An 18,208-nucleotide genomic window follows, 5' to 3' on the forward strand; every position below is an offset into this window, starting at 1 on the left:
CAACAAGGAATCCTCAGATGTCAGTACATGAGGCGGCCCCGGCCGCATGCGAAACGCCGCAACAGAAACAGAAACGCTTGCGCAAGGTGGCAGCGGCGACCATCTTCGGTTCGATGCTGGAGTGGTACGACTTCTATCTGTACGCCACCATGGCGGCCATCGTCTTCTCGAAAATCTTCTTCGACCCCGGCAACCCGAAAGTCGCCTCGCTGCTGGCGTTCTCCACCTTTGCCATCGGTTTTATCGCCCGGCCCTTCGGCGGCATCCTGTTCGGCTACCTGGGCGACAGGTTCGGCCGCAAGCAGGTGCTGGTGATCACCTTCTGCATGATGGGCGTGTGCACCACCCTGATCGGCCTGATTCCCAGCTATGCCTCGATCGGCATCTGGGCGCCGATCATCCTGGTGCTGGTGCGGATCATCCAGGGCCTCGGTGCTGGCGCCGAGCTGTCCGGGGCGGCGGTGACTTCCTATGAGCACGCCAGCGAAGGCAAGCGCGGCAGCCAGGGTGCCTGCCGGCGCTGGGCCTGAACCTGGGCCTGCTGCTGTCGTCGCTGACCGTCTACCTGCTGACCATGAACGGCAACGACTTCCTGCTCTCCGGCGGTTGGCGCATTCCGTTCGTCTGCAGCATCGCCCTGGTCGGCGTCGGCCTGTGGGTGCGCCGCAGCATTCCGGAAACCCCGCAGTTCGAGAAGCTCGATAAAGCACTCGACACGCACAGCGCCAAGGCCCCGGCCTCGCCCCTCAAGCTGCTGTTCAAGAACGACCTCAAGGGCCTGGCCGTGGTGCTGTTCGTGGCCATCGGCTACAACGCCCTGAGCTACATCTTCAAGACCTTTTCCCTGGCCTACCTGACCCAGTACAAAGGCGTCGAAGCCCATGTCACTTCGCTGTCGGTGACCATCGCCAGCCTGGTGGCGATCGTTGCCGTGCCCTGCTTCGGCTGGCTCTGCGACAAGTGGAGCAGCAAGAAGGTGCTGATGCTCGGCGGCCTGTGCTCGGTGCTGTTCGCCTATCCGTTCCTGAGCCTGCTCAATACCGGCGAGCCGCTGATGATCTACCTGGCCATCGCCATCGGCACCGGGGTCCTGGCGCCGATGATGTTCGCCCCCCAGGGCTCGTTCCTCAGCCGCCAGTTCCCGACCCAGACCCGCTCCTCCGGCTTCGGTACCGGCCGTGAAATCGGCACCGCCATCGCCGGTGGCCTGGCGCCCCTGGGCGGGCTGGCCCTGGTGGCCAACTCGGCCACTCACTCGACCGACGGCGTGGCGCTGATCCTGGCGGTCTCGGCGGTCATGGTGGTGGTCTTCGCCCTGTGCGACCAGGGCCGCAAGCACTCCAGCTTCAAGAACTGAGCACACCCCACTGACGCGCCGTGATGGCGGCGCGTCAGGCACCCGCTGCCATCCCCTTGCGCCAATCCTCACAACAGGTCCCAGCGTTGCGGACCATTACCGGTTATTTGCGCAATTGCACGCCACGTGACCACCCGTCTGCATTCGACCTGACCCGTCATTTGCATTCGTTCTGACCACCGATTGCATCGGATTTCACCAGCACGCTTTGTAACCATGATCGGCAGAGAACGGCCAGGAGCTGCTGGGGGACGTAGCAATGACGAAAGAGCAACTATGCTAGGTCTGATGCCGGAATTGATCGAGCAGATCGGGCCTTGCGTCCATACGTCGTGGCAAAACAATGGGAATGGGATCGATCCGCTTGTGTTGAATTGGCCTTTGCTGCATCTCAAGGCAGGTCTGCCGGAGGAGGTCTGAAGTTGCGAATCGCTTTTCTGGTGAACCGGGACGTGGAGAGCAATCTCACTCTCAATTTCCTGCTGCCCGAGATTCACGAGAGCACAGTGGGAATATTCCTCTCGGAGAGAGTGGGATCGGGCAGGAAGGTGCCACGCATGCTCGGACAACTGGCATTGATCGAGCAGGACTTCTTCAATGCCTTGGCCCCAGGGTTAATCGGATCGAGCGACCAGGTGAGCAGCGGGCATCGATTCGGTTTTGCAGAACTGCAGCAACGCTTTGGGGTTCCTGTGCGGGTATTGCCCAGCTTAAGGGATCCTGCGGGCCTGCAAATGCTGCAGGATGTGGGAGCGGATCTGTTCATCTCAATCCGCTTTGGTCAAATCCTGAAGAATGAAGCGTTGGCAATTGCGCCACGCGGCGTCCTCAATCTGCACTCTGGCCTCTTGCCTCAATATCGAGGTGTTCTCGCGACCTTCCGGGCGCTGCTGAACGGGGACCCGGAGATCGGTTGTACTCTCCATTGGATCGACAGTCCCGGCATTGATGTGGGTCGCATCATTGAGACTGCGCGTGTGGCAGTCGAAAAGGAGCGCTCCTTGCTGTGGCACATCCTTTCACTTTATCAACCAGGCGCACGTCTCATCATGAACGCAATCAGGCGCCTGGAGCGCGATGAGCCCATGACGGGGACGTCTCAAGATCCATCTGCCGGGGCCTACTACTCCTTCCCCGGCGAGGATGACCTGATGCAGTTCACGACACTGGGGTGGCGGCTCTTCGATCGCGAGGACGTTTGGGATCTTTTCGAATCGTACGGATTTCCGTTGCGCATAAACGCTCCTTGAGAGCTGAACGGTGGCAAGGCTTACTGAGGCCTTGTTGCTGGAGCATTGAAAAGTTCAAAACGACGCCGCAAAAGGTTCGCGTCGCTCAACGTCTGTGTTGGGTCGTTCTCTGCCGGTCATGTCCACGAATCGTGCTGGTCAAATCCGATGCAAATGGGTGGGCAAGTCTGTGCAATTACCCATTATTTACAGAAATTTGCCAGGTGCCGTTAGTCGCCAGGGGCCCGGATGGATTAAAGTAACGCCCCCAGCCCTGGCGTTATTCGAACGCCCTCGGTCACCCTCTGCAGGAACAGTCATCGATGGAACATCGTGAAGCGCTACTCGCGCTGCGAACCTTTCTTTCAACGCAGATTCTCGGCCAGGAAAAACTCATCGAGCGCTTGCTCATCGCCCTGCTCGCCGACGGCCACATGCTGGTCGAGGGCGCCCCGGGCCTGGCCAAGACCAAGGCCATCAAAGAGTTGGCGGAAGGCATCGAAGCGCAGTTCCATCGCATCCAGTTCACCCCCGACCTGCTGCCGGCCGACATCACCGGCACCGAAATCTATCGCCCGGAAACCGGCAGCTTCGTGTTCCAGCAAGGGCCGATCTTCCACAACCTGGTGCTGGCCGACGAAATCAACCGCGCCCCGGCCAAGGTCCAGTCGGCCTTGCTCGAAGCCATGGGCGAGCGTCAGGTCAGCGTCGGCCGCAGCACTTATGAGCTGTCGCCGCTGTTCCTGGTGATGGCCACGCAGAACCCGATCGAGCAGGAAGGCACCTACCCGCTGCCCGAAGCCCAGCTCGACCGTTTCCTGATGCACGTCAAGATCGGTTTCCCCGACGCCACCGTCGAGCGGCGCATCCTGCAACAGGCCCGTGGCGAAGCGCTGAACGGCGAAACCAAGCCCGAGCGCCGCATCAGCCAGCAGGCGATCTTCGCCGCGCGCAAGGAAATCCTCGGCCTGTACATGGCCGACGCCGTGGAGGAATACCTGGTGCAGCTGGTGATGGCCACCCGCACCCCGGCCAAATTCGACCCGGAGATGGCCGAATGGATCGCCTATGGCGCCAGCCCGCGGGGTTCCATCGCCCTCGACCGCTGCGCCCGGGCCCACGCCTGGCTGGCCGGGCGCGACTTCGTCAGCCCCGAGGACATCCAGGCCGTGCTGTTCGACGTCTTGCGCCACCGCATCATTCTGTCCTTCGAAGCAGAAGCCGCCGGCATCGATCAGGACCGGGTGGTCCAGCGGATTCTCGACGTCGTAGCCGTCGCTTGACCCCGATGAACGCCAGCTCAGTCGATGCCCCGGGCATCCGCGTCAGCCTCGCCGAGCTGATCGAGATGCGCCATCGCGTGCGCGAAGTGCAGCTGTTTTCCACGCCGAGCCAGCGCAGCCCGCTGGTCGGCCTGCACCACTCCAAGCTGCGCGGCCGCGGCGTCGACTTCGACCAGGTGCGGGTCTATCAGGCCGGCGACGACGTGCGCACCATCGACTGGCGCGTCACCGCGCGCACCCAGGAACCGCACACCAAGCTGTTCCACGAAGAACGCGAACGGCCGATCTTCATCATGGTCGAGCAGAGCCGGCGGCTGTTCTTCGGTTCCGGGCTGATGTTCAAGTCGGTGCTCGCCGCCCAGGCCGCGAGCCTGATCGGCTGGGCCGCCCTGGGCCACAACGACCGGGTCGGCGGCCTGGTGTTCGGCGACGACGACCACTACGAGATCAAGCCGCGGCGCAGCAAACAGAGCCTGCTGCAACTGCTCAACCGCCTGGTGCGGGTCAATCAGTCGCTGCACAGCGAAACCGAGCCCGAGCGCGACGCCCTCGGCACCGCCCTGCGCCGTGGCCGCGAAGTGCTGCGCCCGGGCAGCCTGGTGATCGTGATCTGCGACGAGCGCGCCCTGAGCGACGCCGCCGAGCAGCAACTGAGCCTGCTGTCGCGGCATTGCGACCTGCTGCTGATGCCGCTGTCCGACCCGCTGGACCACGCCCTGCCCGCCGCCGGCCTGCTGCGCTTCGCCGAGCGTGGCGCGCAGCTGGAGCTGGACACCCTCAACTACGAACTGCGCCAGGCCTATCGGGCGCAGGGCGAAGCGCGCATCGCCCGCTGGGAACTGCTGGCGCAGAAGCTGCGGGTGCTGCTGATGCCCCTGAGCACCCAGAGCGAAATGGTCGAGCAACTGCGCGAGTACCTGAACCCGCAACGCCCGGGGAAAACCCGATGAGCAGCCTCGACCAACTGCAACCCTTGATCGCCCCGCCCGCCATCGGCCTGTGGCCGCCCGCGCCGGGCTGGTGGCTGTTGCTGGTGTTGCTGCCGTTGTTCGGTTTCGGCCTGTGGCGGCTCAAGCGCTTCTGGCCACGCCAGCACGCCCTGCCCCGCGCCGAACAGCCGCTGGACCCAGTGCGCCTGGCTGCTCTCGCCGAACTGGCGCTGCTGCCCAAGCCCTACGACGGCGCGCCCGCCGGTGCCTGGCTGCAACAACTCAACGGCTTGCTCAAGCGCCTGTGCCGCAACCATTACCCCTACAGCCAGAGCCACACCCTCAACGGCCGCAAGTGGCTGGCGTTCCTCGACAACCGCTGCCCGGCGGCCGGCCTTACGCGCTGGATGGTCCTGGTGGAAGGCGCCTACAAGCCCGAGTGCAAGCTCGACGACAAGGCCATCGCCGGCCTGACCCAGGCGGTGGAAATCTGGATTCGCAAACATGTTTGAGTTTGCCTGGCCGTGGATCTTCGCCCTGCTGCCGCTGCCCTGGCTGCTGCGGGTGCTGCTGCCGGTGGCCGACAGCGGCGAACCGGCGCTCAAGGTCAGCTTCCTCAGCGACCTGGAAGGCCTGGCCAAGCGCCGTGCCCGGGCCAACCTGCCGACCTGGCGCCAGCAGGCCCCCTTCATCCTGTTGTGGCTGTTGCTGCTGGTCGCCGCCGCCCGCCCGCAGTGGCTGGGCGAGCCGCTGCCCGTGGCCGCCAGCGGCCGCGACCTGCTGGTGGCGGTGGACGTCTCCGGCTCCATGGACTTCCCCGACATGCAATGGCAGGACGAAGACGTCAGCCGCCTGAACCTGGTCCAGCACCTGCTCGGCGACTTCCTGGAAAGCCGCGAAGGCGACCGCGTCGGGCTGATCCTGTTCGGCAGCAAGGCTTACCTGCAGGCGCCGCTGACCTTCGACCGGCACACCGTGCGCGTGTGGCTGGACGAAGCGAAGATCGGCATCGCCGGCAAGAACACCGCCATCGGCGACGCCATCGGCCTGGCGCTCAAGCGCCTGCGCCAGCGGCCGGCGCAGAGCCGGGTGCTGATCCTGGTCACCGACGGCGCCAACAACGGCGGCGAAATGGACCCGCTGACCGCCGCCCGCCTGGCCGCCGAAGAAGGCGTGAAGATCTACCCGATCGGCATCGGCGCCGACCCGGAGCAAAGCGCCACCCTGGGTTTCCTCGGCCTCAACCCGAGCCTGGACCTGGACGAACCAGCCCTCAAGGCCATCGCCGCAGCCACCGGCGGGCGCTACTTCCGCGCCCGCGACGGCCAGGAACTGCAAGCGATCAAGGACACCCTCGACCAACTGGAACCGGTGACCCAACAGCCGACCCAGGCCCGTTCGGCCCAGGCGCTGTACAGCTGGCCGCTGGCCGGGGCGCTGCTGCTGAGCATCCTGCTGGTGGTGCGCGAGCGCTGGCCGGACCATCCGCTGCAACGCTTTTTCACCCGCGAGCGTTTTCTGCAACCTTTGCCAGACTGGCGCGAACGGCTCAAACGCCTGCGCCTGCGGAGACGTCGATGAGCGTGCCGTTCTGGGCCGAACTCTGGCCCCACTGGTTCCGCCCCTGGTGGCTGCTGCTGTTGCCGCTGCTCGGCTGGCTGCTGTGGCAACTCTGGCACCGACAGAAACGCGCCGGGCGCTGGCAGATGATCCTGCCGCCGGCCTTTCACGCCACCCTGCTCAGCGGTGGCAACGGCCGCGAAAGCAAGCTGCCGTGGGTCGCCCTCGGCCTGGCCTGGATCCTCGCCGTTCTGGCCCTGCTCGGCCCCGGCTGGCAGCGGGTCGAACAAACCAGCCAGAAACCGGCCGACCCGCTGGTGGTGGTGCTGGAACTGACCCCGGAAATGCTCGCCGGCGACGTCCCGCCCAATCGCCTGGAACAGGCCCGCCGTAAACTGCTGGACCTGTTGCAGGTGCGCAGCGATGCGCAGACGGCAATCGTGGTCTACGCCGGTAGCGCCCACACCCTGGTACCGCTGTCGGATGACCTGGCCACCAGCCGCAACCTGCTGGAAGCCCTCAAGCCATCGATCATGCCCCAACCCGGGCACCGCGCCGACCTGGCGCTGCTCAAGGCCTTGAAGCTGCTGGACCAGGGCGCGCTGGGCCAGGGCCGGATCCTGCTGATCGGCTCGTCCCTGAGCGAGCAGGAACGCCAGGGCATCCGCCAGGCCCTCGGCGGCCAGGCGCCGCAACTGTTGATGCTCGGGGTCGGCAGCCGCCAGGGCTCGCCGGTGGCCCAGGAAGACGGCAGCTTTCTCAAGGACGAACAGGGGGCGATTCTCATGTCGCGCCTCGACAGCCCGAGCCTGAAGCGCTTCATCGGCGAGGTCGGCGGCCGCTATCGCCCGGCGCGCCTGGACGATAACGACCTGCGCGGCCTGGGCCTGCTCAGCGGTCCGCAGAACCTGCGCAGCGACGGCCAGACCCTGCGCCTGGACACCTGGGCCGACCAGGGTTACTGGCTGCTGCTGCCCTTGTTGCTGCTGGCCGCCTGCGCCGGGCGCCGCGGCTGGCTGTTCTGCCTGCCGCTGCTGCTGTTCGCCGTGCCGCAGCCCAGCTACGCCTTCGAGTTCAACGACCTGTGGCTGCGCCCCGACCAGCAGGGCCAGCGCCTGCTGGAGCAGAAGCGGCCCGGCGAGGCGGCGCAGCATTTCGAGGACCCGCAGTGGCAAGGGGTGGCGCTGTACGAGGCCGGCAACTACGCCGCTGCCGCTCAGCGCTTTGCCGAAGGCAACGATGCCCGCGCCCACTACAATCGTGGCAACGCCCTGGCCAAGAGCGGCGAGCTGGAAGCCGCGCTGGATGCCTACGAGCAGGCCCTGGAGCTGCAACCGGAGCTTTCGGCCGCGCAAAAGAACAAGGCCCTGGTCGAACGCCTGCTGCAGGAAACCGAGCCTGCGCCCGCGGAAGAACCGGCCAAGGGCGAAAGCCAGGACAACAACGAACCCCATCAGCCGCCACAAGCCGGCGCGGCGACCCAGGCACCGGTCACCCCAGGCCAGCAGCCACCGGAGAACAGTCACCCGACCACCGCCGACGAGTCGACGGACGACGAGGTCGCCACCCCGGGCAACGATGCGATTCCCGGCAGCGAGCTGGGCGATGAACAGACCACCACGCCGCCGCTGCGCGATGCCCAGGACAATTTCGACGGCGAACACCGCCAGGCATTGGAACAATGGCTGCGGCAGATTCCGGACGATCCGGGCGAACTGCTGCGCCGCAAGTTCTGGTACGAACAGCAACAACATCAGGATCAGGGAAAAATTCGATGACCCGCTTCACCACCCTCTTACTCACGCTGGTGTTGACGCTCGGCGCCTTTACGGTCCGGGCCGAGGGGCTGGTCGCCAGTGTCGACCGCAGCCGCGTGAACTCCGGGGAAACCGTCGAGCTGACCCTGGAATCCAACAATGTCACGCTGTTCGGCAAACCCGACCTGACGCCGCTGCAAGCGCAGTTCGAGGTCCAGGGCACGCGCCAGGTCAACCAGTTGACCAGCCTCAATGGCGACAACCGCGCCATCACCCGCTGGATCATCACCCTGCTGCCCAAGACCACCGGCACCGTGGTGATCCCGCCCCTGCAACTGGGCGAAGTACAGAGCCAGCCGATCACCCTGCTGGTGCTGCAAAGCGAAAGCCGCAACGACAGCGCGCCGCTGGAGCCGGTGTTCATCGACGCCAGCCTAGACCAGGACAGCGTCTACGTGCAGGCCCAGGCGGTGCTGACCCTGCACATCTATCACTCGGTGTCGCTGTACGACGACAGCAGCCTGACGCCGCTGCAGATCGACGACGCCCGGGTCGAACAGCTCGGCGAGTCGCGCACCTATGAAAAGGTCATCAACGGCGTGCGCCACGGCGTGATCGAGATCCGCTACGCGATCTTCCCGCAGCACAGCGGCGTGCTGAACATTCCGGAGCTGGTCTTCAGCGCCACCCTGGCCGACACCGCGGGCGCCCAGAACCCGGCGCCCCTGGGCCTGAAGCCGGGCAAGCTGATGCACGTGAGCTCGGCGCAGATGCCGTTGACGGTCAAGGCCAAGCCGGTCGAATACCCGGCCGACGCCCCCTGGCTGCCGGCCCGCAGCCTGAGCCTGAGCGAAAGCTGGAACCCCGAGCCGGATCACAGCCAGGTCGGCGACTCGCTGACCCGTAGCCTGACCCTCAAGGCCGAAGGCCTGTCCAGCTCGCAGCTGCCACCCTTGCCGGTGACCGAGGCCAACGGCCTGCGCAGCTACCCGGACCAGCCGCAACTGAGCAATCAGGTCAGCGACCGCGGGCTGATCGGCAGCCGCGAAGACAGCCAGGCCCTGGTGCCGAACCGCAGCGGCAGCATCGACCTGCCGGCGCTGGAAGTGGTCTGGTGGAACACCCATGAGGACCACCTGGAACGCAGCAGCCTGCCGGCGCGCACCCTGCAAGTGGCGAACAATCCAAGCCTGGTGGTGGACACCCCGGCCGGCGCGACGCCAGCCGGCGTCAGTGACGACAGCACCACGCTCTGGGCCTGGAAACTCAGCACCCTGCTCCTCGCCTGCACCACCCTGCTGGGCTTCGGCCTCTGGTGGCGCGCGCGCTGGCAACCGGCGATCCTGCGTGCCGCGCAGACCGGCCCCAGCCCGCGCACCCTGCTCGACGACCTCAAGCGTGCCTGCCTGGCCAACGACCCGCAGGCCACCCGCCAGGCCCTGGACGCCTGGGCCCGCCAACAACCGGAAACCCTGGCCGACATGGCCGCGCGCTTCGTGCCCCTGTCCGACGCCCTGGATGGCCTCAACGGCGCGCTCTACAGCGAAACCGGCCACTACTGGCAAGGCGAAGAACTGTGGCGCGCGATCCGCGCCATCCCGATCGCCGAACACGTACAGACCCCGCTGGCCGACACCAGCAGCCTGCCACCGCTGTACCCGAAATAACCGAGGAAACCGCGCAGCCCTGCGCTGCGGTTTCTGCCCCCCATTTCAGAATTCTCCCATTCCTCAGCACGGGCCAAGAGTGAGCTAATCCCCACTCTCCCCCGCCGAGGCAGGCCACGAATTTTGATCATCACCTCCAGCGCCCGATTTCTGCTCGTCACCCATTTGAGTGGCAGCCCCCTCCAGCCAACCACTCACCTGCGAGAGCAGCTGAACTCGATTCTCGATCATGAACTGAAGGCTGATTGCCAGTTATTGTTCTGCAATGCCGAGCAGACTGAGCTGGGATGGCTTATTCAGTCGGGTCAGCCCTATCGAGAGCTCGATGCCAGGCTGTCCCGGCTGGTGCGTTCCGACAGCATGGCGCTACTCGCTGCCGGATTGCATTTGGAACGATTTGAATTGTTCGAACAGTACGAAAAGCGTGGGCTGGAAGCTGCCTGGCGGGAATGCAGGAGTCTGATTGGAAAGATGTACCTGCAACTGCTGGCGCGGGTTTGAGCAGGCTTGCCCGTTACCGGATAAGCCTGACGATGGGCAATCTGCATTTCGTTGATAGTCTGTTTTAGCCAAAAACAGCCGTTGGCGACTGGCCGGTTGAATCCACCGGTCATTAGCAGCCGGTTCGAGGTGCCTACTAAATCAAGGACGACTCATACCGCAGAATTCACTCGCTCACACCCTCGGTTTTACCGCAGTGCAGGATGGCCGTTCTTGGGTGTGAACGAGCAGCCAGCTTACTTTAGCCCGTAACGCAGACATCTACCTAAGGCTTGGCTCGATCCCATTGACACTCTTTCAACCTGTCAACGTCAGTACCGCTCTCTTTTCGCATGTCGATGTTGCCATCTGCGTCTAGGTATATATCGGTGTTAGGCCACTTTGGTGTGATGCTGATGCAATGATTACGCCCTTCTTTTTTGCTCCACCATGAAAACTCCATGAAGAATTCATCGTCTGGGAAGAGCATCCCATTATCAACCGCCCCGCCTCCAGGAAGCATTCCACCTTTGTAAATCCGGTCTTGGACGTTCCAGATGTACCGGAACTCCTCTCGCCCAGCGTTAGAGTAGTGAACATTCACGGTTGGCAAAGCTATGTCCCAGTGAGTGACCACTAAATACAACACAGGTATCCACAGTATCCGCATGTACCATGTCCGACGCTTACTGGCATTTGTGGGCACGGATTCCATCTCCCCAGTTCGCGGGTGGCACTGCTAACACTTCATCCATGATCATCTTCGCGGTTACTCCCCCTGTGGGATGCTGTTTGGCGAGCTTCATCCCAATTTCAATGGATACCCTATCAGCCACGTCGTCCCATGATCGCGGTTCAGTCCATGGACTCGCCGTAGTATGTGGACCAGGATGCACTCTCTGCGCTTCAGGCTTGCTCATCTCGCCAGCTTTGGTAGCGGCGTCCGACAAAAATTGTGCAGCCCCAGCGCCATCCAGTAGCTCGCTCTCTGACAAGCCTCCTATGATTCCAACGTATCCATAGTGGATGTTCGACCAGATGTCGTAAAAATACTCGTAGGCTCCCTGCTTATGGTGCAGGCCAACAAACAGCTTACGAAGCTTCGGTTTGTGATCCCAATCCATCCTTGGGCCCACTTTACTGGCCCAGATTGCCCACGATGCAGCTGTGTCCCGGTACTTGTTCAAGGCGCGGGCCGCTGGTCCGCCCAAGCCAGTGAGTCGTGGAGGCTCCCTGTCTGTAGCAGTGGGATCATAGTTGTTAAGCCTTTGCATCCTTAAGACTTCCGGGCTCAGGATGTTTCGGTTCATCTCACCGGCGATGTAGTTGGCCAGCCCTTCCATTTCGTCAGGGTCTTTGCAAGTAGCAGGTTCCGCCTTTGGCTCGGGCTTCGCGCCCTGCTGCTTAGAAGCTTCATCGGGATCTACCAAAGCATTGGCAGCGGCTGCCCTCTCTGTCAGCTTCGGATCAGCCAGCAGTGTGGCCATTTTCTCATCATCCACAGTGCCGTCTGGCCGAAATGCTCCAAGCACCATGAAGTTGATGATTGTTGCACCGCCAGCATCCCCCATGACGAATCCGCCACCAACATCGCTTGACCCAGTGATGATGATTCCACCATGACTGGTAGGACTACCCAAGTAAGCCATGGGGCGCCCGTTCACTTGAATCGAGGGAAACCCGGTAGTAATAACAGCGCCACAGCCACAGGTATCGCCTACGCGTGCAGAACCCATGAAGTTGATGTTCGTATCGGCGGAGGCAGAGGCAATCGGGGTAGTACCGTGGCCCGGTAATGGGCAGACATGTTTGTCACCCAATCGAGCAGAGGAAATCATTCGTCGTCCTTGTCGTGTAAAAAAGCCCCATCGGTGGAGGCGGAGAACGTTTTGTAAGCGCCGCGAGATTACAGCAAGTGATGGCGACTGGTCTGCGGGAAAAATCTGAACTTGCATCATCCGCCGGCCCGAGACTTTAGCCTCCCCACCCTTCACTGCTTCAGTCGCCGTAGACGCGTGTAATTCACTAATAGTGGGTTGGGTAACGAGCCAACACAGACGAGAAGTCTGCAGACATTTGGCGATTGAACAGACACTGGTGAAGAAGACTGTTGGATACTGCGAGGCAGAACTCTAGCTTGAAAAAACGTTGCAATGGCAAACGCTCAATGAAGTTGCAAGGCAGCTAAATAGCCGCCCTCGGAAAACACTAGGCTACGAAACACCCGCAGAACGATTTAGCCAATCTGTTGCATCGACCGATTGAATCCACAGCCAAAAGCAGCCTCTCTTCTACAGTTTCCATCTACGCATCCAACCAAGCCCCCCAGCCGATTTGCAGTAAACTCTCCCCCCTCACGCCGCTCTCCTCTTCCCTGCGGCTCACCTGATTGTTTGCGGAGTCTGCCTTGCGTCTGTTTCACACCTCCGACTGGCACCTGGGGCAGAACCTCCACGGCCAGGAACGCGATTTCGAGCATGCCTGCTTTCTTGAATGGCTGTTGCGCCAGCTGGCGCTGCACAGCCCTGACGTGTTGCTGATCGCCGGCGATATCTTCGACACGGTCAACCCGCCGGTCAAAGCCCAGGAGCGGCTGTACGACTTTATTGTCAGCGCCCATGAACAGCAGCCCGGCCTGACCATTGTGATGATCGCCGGCAACCATGACTCCGGTTCGCGCATCGAGTTGCCGGCGCCCTTGATGCGGCGTCTGCGCACCCATGCCCTGGGCCGGGTGCTGTGGCTGGACGACGGGCAGCTGGACAGCGAGCGTCTGTTGCTGCCGTTGCCCGATGCCAGCGGCGCGATTGCCGGTTGGTGCCTGGCGTTGCCGTTCCTGCGGCCGGCGGAAGTCACCGGCCCGCACCTGGGCGACGATTACCTGCGGGGTATCGGCCAGGTGCATGAGTGGCTGATCGCCGCGGCCAACGCCAAGCGCCAGCCGGGCCAGGCGCTGGTCGCCATCAGCCACGCGCACATGGCCGGCGGCTCGGTGTCGGAAGACTCCGAGCGCAGCCTGATCATCGGCAATGCCGAGGCCCTGCCCGCCAGCCTGTTCGGCCCGAGCATCAGCTATGTGGCCCTGGGGCATCTGCACAAGCCGCAGAAGGTCAACGGCGAGGAGCGCATTCGCTACAGCGGTTCGCCGATCCCGCTGTCGTTCTCGGAGATCGGCTACCAGCACCAGATCCTCGATATCCAGCTCGACGGCGAAACCCTGGTCAGCGTCGAGCCAAGGCTGATACCGCGCGCGGTCAACCTGCAGCGCCTGGGCCCGGCGCCGCTGGCGGAGATCCTGCTGCAACTGGCCGAGTTGCCGGATATCGACCTGCTGGCCGAAGAACAGCGCCAACCCTGGCTGGAAGTGCGGGTGCGCCTGGACGAGCCGCAGCCGGACCTGCGCCAGCAAGTGGAAAGCGCCCTGCAGGGCAAGGCCGTGCGCCTGGTGCGGATTGCCGCCGAATACGCCGGCAATGGTGGCCGCGAGGGCGACGACGGCGCCGCGCAACTGGTGGAGCTGGACCAGCTCAGCCCGCAGGATCTGTTCAGCCGCGCCTGGCTGGACAGCTACGGCAGCGAGGTGGATGAACAGACCCTCAAGGACTTCGCGCAACTGCTCCAGGAAGTGCAGCACGAGGAGGAGCAGCCATGAAGATTCTCGCCATCCGCCTGAAGAACCTGGCCTCCCTGGCCGGCCCCTTTGAAATCGACTTCACCGCCGAGCCCCTGGCCAGCGCCGGGTTGTTCGCCATCACCGGGCCCACCGGCGCCGGCAAGAGCACCCTGCTCGACGCCTTGTGCCTGGCGCTGTTCGGCGCGGTGCCGCGGCTGAACAATATCGGCCGCGAAACCAAGGTGCCGGAGGTCGACAGCGAGATGCTCACCAGCGACCCGCGCACCCTGCTACGGCGTGGCACCGGCAGCGGTTACGCCGAGGTCGATTTCGTCGGCATCGACGGCCATCGCTACCGCGCGCGCTGGGAAACCAACCGCGCCCGGGACAAGGCCAACGGCAAGCTGCAGGCCAGCAAGCAGAGCCTGCACGACCTGGACAGCAATCAACTGCTGGCAAGTGGGAAGCGCGACTACGAGCAGTTGATCGAAGCCAAGCTGGGGCTCAACTTCGAGCAGTTCACCCGTGCGGTGATGCTGGCCCAGAGCGAGTTCAGCGCCTTCCTCAAGGCCGACGACAAGGAACGCAGCGAGCTCCTGGAAAAGCTCACCAACACTTCGATCTACAGCCAGCTCGGGCGGCGCGCCTACAGCAAGAGCAAGGAAGCCGAGGAACAGCACAAGACCCTCAAGGCCCAGGCCAGCGGCATCACCCCGCTGGAGCCAGAGGCCCGCGCCGAGCTGGACCAGCGCTTCAACGCCGCCCAGCAACAGCTCAAGGCCCAGCAGGCGCAACTCAAGCAACTGGAGCTGCAACACGCCTGGCTCAAGGAACTGCAGCAGTTGCAGGACCAGCAGCAGAGCGCCGCCGAGCAACTGCAACAAGCACAAGCGACCTGGGAAGGCCTGGCCAGCGAGCGGACCAGGCTGACCCGCCTGGAGCAGCTGGCGCCACAACGCCATCAGTTCGCCCGGCAGGTGGAACTGAACCAGCAACTGACGCCGCTGCGCGAGCAGATCCGGCAACAGCGCCAGCAACAAGGCGCAGAGCAACAACGCCAGGATGAACTGGAGCAGCAACTGGCCACGGCCCAGGCCGCGTTACTCGCCGCCCAGGAACAGCAAAACGCCAGCGCCCCGCTATTGCGCGAGGCCTTTGCCGAGCAAAGCACCCTCGCCCACCTGGGCAAGACCTGCGTCGAAGCCGGCGAGCTCAAGGACAAACTGCAACAGGCCAGCGAGCAGGGCCAGCAGGCGATCCAGGCCATGCTCGAACAGCAGCGGCTGGTGGGCGAACGCCTGCAACGGATTGCCGAACAGCTGGAACACAGCACCCATCTGGCGCCGCTGAGCGATGCCTGGAATGCCTACCGCGATCGCCTGCAACAGCTGATGCTGGCCGGCAACCGGCTGAACAAGGGCCAGGAAGAATTGCCCGGCCTGCAACAACGGGCCGCCAGCGCGGCGCAGCAACTGGCCGCGCAACGCGATGAACTGCAAGTGCTGTACAGCGAGGCCGGCGCCGAGCCCCACGCGGTGGCCGAACAGTTGCAGATCCTCAGCGACCTGCTGCAGGACAACCGCAAGCAACAGCGCGCCTTCGAAGAACTGGCGCGGCTGTGGGCCAGCCAGCAGGAGCTGGACAAGCGCGGCGCGGAGCTGGCGGACAAGTTGCAGACCGCCGCGCGCCAGCGCGAAGAGTTGAACCGGGTCGGCCTGCAGAGCAAGGCCGAACTGACGGTCGCCGAACAGACCCTGACGGTGACCCAGCAACTGCTGGAACGCCAGCGCCTGGCACGCAGCGCCAGTGTCGAAGAGCTGCGCGAGCAATTGCAGGACGACCAGCCCTGCCCGGTCTGTGGCAGCCACGAACATCCCTACCATCAACCCGAGGCGCTGTTGCAGAGCCTGGGTCGTCACGACGAAAGCGAAGAAGCCAACGCACGCAAGGCGGTGGACGAACTCAAGGAAAAGCTCGCCGAACTGCGCAGCCAGGTCGGCGGCCTGATCGCCCAGCAGAAGGAATTCCTCCAGCAACAGGAGCAACTGGCAAGCCAGCAGCAGGCCCTGGCACCGAGTATCGAAGCCCATCCACTGGCGGCGGCGCTGCTCGACCAGGACGCCGGCAAGCGCGACGCCTGGCTGCACCAGCAACTGAGCCAACTGAACCAGAGCATCCAGCAGGACGAACAGCGCCAAGGCGCCCTGCTGAAACTGCAAAAGGACGCCGCGCGCCTGCAACAGCAACTGCAAGCGGCGATCGAGGCCAGCCAGGAGGCCACGCAACAGCTGACCCAGCAGCAACAGCAGTTGGGCGCGGATCGCCAGCGCCTGGAGGAAGAGCTGTCGGCCTTCGCCACCCTGCTGCCGGCCGATACCCTCGAAGCCCTGCGCAGCGACCCGGCCGCGACCTTTATGCAGATCGACCAGCAGGTCATGCAGCGCCTGGAACAGCTCGACCAGCAGAAGGAAGAACAGCAGGAGCAGCAACAGCGCCAGCTGGCCCTGGACAAGGAACAGGACCGCCAGCAGACCCGCGTGCAGCAACTGCAAGCCGCCCAGGAGCAGTTCAATACCTTGGCCGAACAGCAGCAGGCCGCCCGCGACAAGCTCGCGCAACTGTTGGGCGAGCACGCCAGTGCCGAGCAGTGGCAGCAGCATCTGGAACAGGCCGTGGAACAGGCGCGCGCCGCCGATGTGCAGGCCAACCAGCAGTTGCAGGAAGTTCGCAGCCTGCTGGTGCAGCTGGGTGCGGAACTGCAAGGCAAGGCAGAACGCCTGCTGGCCCTGGAAGCCGAACAGCAGGCGCTGGGCAGCAAGATCGCCGACTGGCGCCAGCAGCACCCGGAGCTGGACGACGGCGGCCTGGAACAGTTGCTCAGCCTCGACGACCAGCAGGTCGCCGCGTTGCGCCAACAACTGCAAGAGCGCGAAAAGGCGATGGAACAGGCCAAGGTCCTGGTCACCGAACGCGAGCAACGCCTGCACAGCCATCAGGCCCAGCACGACGGCCAGCTCGACGCCGAACAATTGGCCAGCGCCCTGAGCGAACTGCACAACCAACTGACCGCCAGCGAACAGCTGAGCGCCGAACTGCGCGCCCAGCAGACCGAGGACCAGCGCCGGCAAGACGCCAACCAGGCGCTGGGCGAGCAGATCGCCCAGGCCTACGCCGAATGGCAACGCTGGGCGCGGCTCAATGCCTTGATCGGCTCGGCCAGCGGCGACACCTTCCGCAAGATCGCCCAGGCCTACAACCTCGATCTGCTGGTGCATCACGCCAACGCGCAACTGCGCCAGCTGGTGCGGCGCTATCGCCTCAAGCGCGGCGGCAGCATGCTCGGCCTGCTGGTGATGGACACGGAAATGGGCGATGAACTGCGCTCGGTGCATTCGCTGTCCGGCGGCGAGACCTTCCTGGTGTCCCTGGCGCTGGCCCTGGGCCTGGCGTCCATGGCCTCCAGCACGCTGAAGATCGAGTCGCTGTTTATCGACGAAGGTTTCGGCAGCCTCGATCCGGAATCCCTGCAACTGGCGATGGACGCCCTCGACGGCTTACAGGCCCAGGGGCGCAAGGTGGCGGTGATTTCCCACGTGCAGGAAATGCACGAGCGGATTCCGGTGCAGATCCAGGTACGGCGCCAGGGCAATGGCCTGAGCACCCTGGAGGTGAAATGAATACTTTGTATTCGTTCCGCCGCTGCCCCTACGCCATGCGCGCCCGCCTCGCGCTGCGCTACAGCGGAGTGCCGCTGGAGATAGTCGAGGTCAGCCTCAAGGCCAAGCCGGCGGCGATGCTGGCGCTGTCGCCCAAGGGCACGGTGCCGGTGCTCAACGTTGACGGGCGGGTGATCGACGAAAGCCTGGACATCATGCGCTGGGCCCTGGCCCGGCACGATCCGCAGGATTGGTTGCTGAAGGACGATGGGCCGGCGCAGCAACGGATCGAGGCGCTGATCGCGGAAAACGACCAGGTGTTCAAGCTGCATCTCAATCGCTACAAATACGCCGAGCGTTACCCCGAGCAGCCGATGGAGCATTACCGCGGCCAGGGAGAAGTATTTCTACGGCAGTTGGATGAACTGTTGAGCCAGCGCGATTACCTGCTGGCGGATCACCCGAGCTTGGCGGACATGGCCCTGGCGCCTTTCGTGCGGCAGTTCGCCCATGTCGATCGCGAGTGGTTTGCGCAGACGCCTTACAAGCATTTGCAGCGCTGGTTGCAGCGGTTCCTGGAGTCGGAGCTGTTCACCCAGGTGATGGCCAAATCGCCCCTGTAGCCGCTGCCGCAGGCTGCGATCAAGCGCGCAGCGCTTGTAAAACGCCCTACCGTG

At 63.9% G+C, this 18,208-nt stretch carries 12 protein-coding genes and 1 pseudogene; 12 read left to right on the plus strand and 1 reads right to left on the minus strand.

Features of this window, described 5'->3' with window-relative positions; all coding sequences use genetic code 11:
* Positions 1-17: 17 nt before the first annotated feature.
* From H0I86_RS18360 to H0I86_RS18400, 9 genes and pseudogenes are all read left to right on the plus strand, one after another.
* Positions 18-1,357 (plus strand): annotated as a pseudogene (locus H0I86_RS18360) (MFS transporter).
* Between the two features lie 557 nt (positions 1,358-1,914).
* Positions 1,915-2,607: a formyl transferase gene (locus H0I86_RS18365; protein WP_258019340.1), complete on the plus strand. Its 693-nt coding sequence runs from the start codon at positions 1,915-1,917 to the stop codon at positions 2,605-2,607.
* A 302-nt stretch (positions 2,608-2,909) separates the two neighbouring features.
* The gene (locus H0I86_RS18370) at positions 2,910-3,869 is read left to right on the plus strand and encodes an AAA family ATPase (RefSeq protein ID WP_009048745.1); all 960 of its coding nucleotides are present in this window, start codon (positions 2,910-2,912) and stop codon (positions 3,867-3,869) included.
* Between the two features lie 5 nt (positions 3,870-3,874).
* A complete protein-coding gene (locus tag H0I86_RS18375; RefSeq protein WP_009048744.1) occupies positions 3,875-4,819 on the plus strand; it encodes a DUF58 domain-containing protein in 945 nt (314 codons plus the stop codon).
* The gene (locus H0I86_RS18380; protein ID WP_180921594.1) at positions 4,816-5,310 is read left to right on the plus strand and encodes a DUF4381 domain-containing protein; all 495 of its coding nucleotides are present in this window, start codon (positions 4,816-4,818) and stop codon (positions 5,308-5,310) included. The genes H0I86_RS18375 and H0I86_RS18380 overlap by 4 nt, the downstream gene beginning before the upstream one ends.
* Positions 5,303-6,379, plus strand: coding sequence for a vWA domain-containing protein (locus H0I86_RS18385; protein ID WP_180921595.1), 1,077 nt, complete (start codon positions 5,303-5,305; stop codon positions 6,377-6,379). The genes H0I86_RS18380 and H0I86_RS18385 overlap by 8 nt, the downstream gene beginning before the upstream one ends.
* Positions 6,376-8,136, plus strand: coding sequence for a vWA domain-containing protein (locus tag H0I86_RS18390; RefSeq protein WP_180921596.1), 1,761 nt, complete (start codon positions 6,376-6,378; stop codon positions 8,134-8,136). The genes H0I86_RS18385 and H0I86_RS18390 overlap by 4 nt, the downstream gene beginning before the upstream one ends.
* On the plus strand, positions 8,133-9,782 hold the full coding sequence (locus H0I86_RS18395) for a BatD family protein (RefSeq protein ID WP_180921597.1): 1,650 nt from the start codon (positions 8,133-8,135) through the stop codon (positions 9,780-9,782). The genes H0I86_RS18390 and H0I86_RS18395 overlap by 4 nt, the downstream gene beginning before the upstream one ends.
* Positions 9,783-9,905: 123 nt before the next feature.
* The gene (locus H0I86_RS18400) at positions 9,906-10,283 is read left to right on the plus strand and encodes a hypothetical protein (RefSeq protein ID WP_180921598.1); all 378 of its coding nucleotides are present in this window, start codon (positions 9,906-9,908) and stop codon (positions 10,281-10,283) included.
* A 665-nt stretch (positions 10,284-10,948) separates the two neighbouring features.
* Here H0I86_RS18400 and H0I86_RS18405 read toward each other — a convergent pair.
* Positions 10,949-12,100: a polymorphic toxin type 44 domain-containing protein gene (locus H0I86_RS18405; RefSeq protein WP_180921599.1), complete on the minus strand. Its 1,152-nt coding sequence runs from the start codon at positions 12,098-12,100 to the stop codon at positions 10,949-10,951.
* Between the two features lie 569 nt (positions 12,101-12,669).
* Between H0I86_RS18405 and H0I86_RS18410 the strand changes: the two genes are divergently transcribed.
* Genes H0I86_RS18410 through H0I86_RS18420 form a run of 3 tightly spaced genes read left to right on the plus strand, consistent with a single transcriptional unit; the run spans position 12,670 to position 18,154 of the window.
* On the plus strand, positions 12,670-13,914 hold the full coding sequence (locus H0I86_RS18410) for an exonuclease SbcCD subunit D C-terminal domain-containing protein (protein ID WP_007923235.1): 1,245 nt from the start codon (positions 12,670-12,672) through the stop codon (positions 13,912-13,914).
* The gene (locus tag H0I86_RS18415) at positions 13,911-17,552 is read left to right on the plus strand and encodes an AAA family ATPase (RefSeq protein WP_180921600.1); all 3,642 of its coding nucleotides are present in this window, start codon (positions 13,911-13,913) and stop codon (positions 17,550-17,552) included. The genes H0I86_RS18410 and H0I86_RS18415 overlap by 4 nt, the downstream gene beginning before the upstream one ends.
* On the plus strand, positions 17,549-18,154 hold the full coding sequence (locus H0I86_RS18420; protein WP_180921601.1) for a glutathione S-transferase: 606 nt from the start codon (positions 17,549-17,551) through the stop codon (positions 18,152-18,154). The genes H0I86_RS18415 and H0I86_RS18420 overlap by 4 nt, the downstream gene beginning before the upstream one ends.
* Positions 18,155-18,208 lie beyond the last annotated feature (54 nt).

This window comes from Pseudomonas chlororaphis subsp. aurantiaca (assembly GCF_013466605.1).
Classification (GTDB): domain Bacteria; phylum Pseudomonadota; class Gammaproteobacteria; order Pseudomonadales; family Pseudomonadaceae; genus Aquipseudomonas; species Aquipseudomonas chlororaphis_I.